The organism is Pontibacter qinzhouensis (assembly GCF_008017455.1).
In the GTDB taxonomy this organism is placed as follows: domain Bacteria; phylum Bacteroidota; class Bacteroidia; order Cytophagales; family Hymenobacteraceae; genus Pontibacter; species Pontibacter qinzhouensis.
This window is the reverse complement of the sequence record NZ_VRTY01000195.1, coordinates 1-2,334: the sequence shown is the minus strand read 5'-3', so window position 1 is coordinate 2,334 and position 2,334 is coordinate 1. Positions and strand designations below refer to the sequence as shown.

The window sequence follows — 2,334 nt, the reverse complement described above, 5'->3', positions numbered from 1 at the left end:
CACCTTCAAGTTCTTTCCACTTTGGGTCGTTTAGCTGAATCATTTTATTAGTTCTTATACCTGCCAACGGTCTCGTACAGGCAACGGGTGAGGCATTAGCCGAACATGGTGCCTGTGCTGTGTTGGCAGATGTATTTATTCAGTTATTACTTTGAAGTACTTCATATTATACCTGAAGACTTCCCCCTTCTTCATATCTCTTTCTTCATGTATAATGGAAGCATACTTACACTGGCCAGTATCTGTCACTTTATAAATAATATTATAGCCATTGTAACCCCTGTTCTTATCTACTATGACCCCTTCGATTATGCAATCAAATTGATTCCCATCCACAACGTAAGAATAGTAGATCAAAGTCGTTCTGCCTGTTCTGTCGCTACCATTACTGACACTATATGGAATTCTTATAGTATCCCCGACTGCTAAATCTTTGAAGTACCTTTTATTGACTTTCCTTTTCGCTCTCAACTCTTTTCCTATCTGGTCGAGTTGCGGTTTATCAGGTATAAACTCTCTTGTATAACAGGGGCTATCCATTTTGAAAAGCCCTTTTTCAACAGCCTTTTTACGAAGCTCTGGTAATTTATCGAAATCCTTTTTTCGAAGCCTGTCTACTTTCCGATTGGACCTATAATGATAAGTTCCACGATAAAGCAAGATAACTTCAAGGTAGTTACAGTTAGCGGGAATAGAAACATTGGCAAATTCATACCCGAGGAAACCAAAGATTAGTTTATCAGATTCGGTTGGAACACTTACTTCAAAAAATCCTTCTGAATCTATCTCTCCTAATTGAAGCATGTCTGCATTATAAACTCTGGACGCAGGTAGTTTATCTAAATTTTCGTCTATTACTCTCCCTTTAATGGTTCGTTGCCCATACACACAGAGAATAGTGGATGAGAAGAGAAATAGTGTGAAAAGGATTTTTAAAAGTCTCAATTTTTTTAGTTTATATACCTGCCAACGGACTTGGCTATGCGGCGGCGCAGCTGCCGTATAGGTGTGGTTACCCTTCGTTTGTTTTCAGCTGTTCAATTGCTTCTCTGCTTAAGCCAGTTAAATTTACAATATCGTCTGTTGACAAGCCCATTCTTATAGCGTTATTTGCCACTTCCAGTTTTTCTTTCTCTATCCCTTTCTCTAATCCTTTTTCTATTCCTTTTTCCATTCCTTCTAATAATCCTTTTTCCATTCCTTCTAATAATCCTTCTTCCCTTGCTGTGTCCAGTGAATTCTTCAGGTCGCGGTAATATTTCAAACTGTCCTCATATAAACGAACTTGGTCAGGTGTGAATCTGGCTATCTCGGCTGTCTCAAATAGTTTTTCAAAAATCCGCTCCTTCAGTTTTTCAGGCACCCTGTCGAGTCTGTTAAGGTTGCGAAGCACATACAGCCACTTATCGAACCTTGTCTCTAACTCGTCAACGGTTTTGTTGAACTTAGGCATTTCCAGATAGATGAAAGTGAGCTTGTCATAAAACACCTTTTTTGTCTCGGTGTCTGTCAACTTAATGTCATACCTGAATTTGTTGGGCTCGTTCTTGTCCTCGTCAAACACGAAGTCGAGTATGGCAATGGTGTAAACAGCCTTCAGCTCATAGTTCCAGTCGGCTCGTTTGGCCTGTTCTCTTATGGGAAAGGTGGAATAGTAAACAGTGCGGTCTTTGAAGAAGTTCTGCTTTGTCTTTTGTAGCTCTACAATAAACTTCTCGCCTTTTTCATTTTCGCAGTACAAATCAAAGATGGCTTTCCTATCCAGCTCACTTGTTCCTAAATGTTCGCTTTTCAGGTAGGTCAAATCTTTAATTTCACCCTGCTCTTCTTTTAACAGCACATTTAAGAAGTCCAGCAGCAGGTCTTTATTTGGCTCCTCACCGAAAAGCCTCTTAAATCCATAATCGGTGAAGGGGTTTATGTATCGTTCAGTAAATTCAGCCATTGTCCTTTCCTTTACTCAAAGATACTCATTTTTCAAACTTGCTGTTTTTGATTTTTCAAATGAAGGGTAACGGCTCGTGTAAACGACGACGAAGGCCGTCGGCCGAGATGATGTTTATGCCTTGTTGTACTAAACCTACGGTAGTTTTCTATAAAAAAAGCAGTGGATAAAGTTTACTTTTATAATTCACTTAAACGCATACTTAGATGAAAAAAAAGAGCTTAACCTTATCCAGACTGCTTGTTCCAAGGTAGCAGGTTTTCATGAGCTTTACGAGAAGTTCCTTCAGAAAATCACCATTGCCGGCAGAAGCGAGAGCACCCTCAGGAACTATTCCCACCACCTGGCAAAACTGGCCCTGCACTTTGATTGCCTCCCCACGCAGCTCG

General features: G+C 40.1%; 3 protein-coding genes. All 3 read right to left on the bottom strand.

Annotated features, from left to right (window positions below; all coding sequences use genetic code 11):
* Positions 1-135 precede the first annotated feature (135 nt).
* Positions 136-945, bottom strand: a complete 810-nt coding sequence (locus FVR03_RS23915) for a hypothetical protein (RefSeq protein ID WP_147924292.1) — start codon at positions 943-945, stop codon at positions 136-138.
* A gap of 67 nt (positions 946-1,012) precedes the next feature.
* Positions 1,013-1,945 carry an Rpn family recombination-promoting nuclease/putative transposase gene (locus tag FVR03_RS23910; RefSeq protein ID WP_147924291.1) on the bottom strand — a complete coding sequence of 311 codons (933 nt, stop codon included), beginning with the start codon at positions 1,943-1,945 and terminating at the stop codon, positions 1,013-1,015.
* A 202-nt stretch (positions 1,946-2,147) separates the two neighbouring features.
* The coding region (locus tag FVR03_RS24845; protein ID WP_222707314.1) for a PDZ domain-containing protein at positions 2,148-2,334 on the bottom strand (187 nt) is incomplete at its 5' end.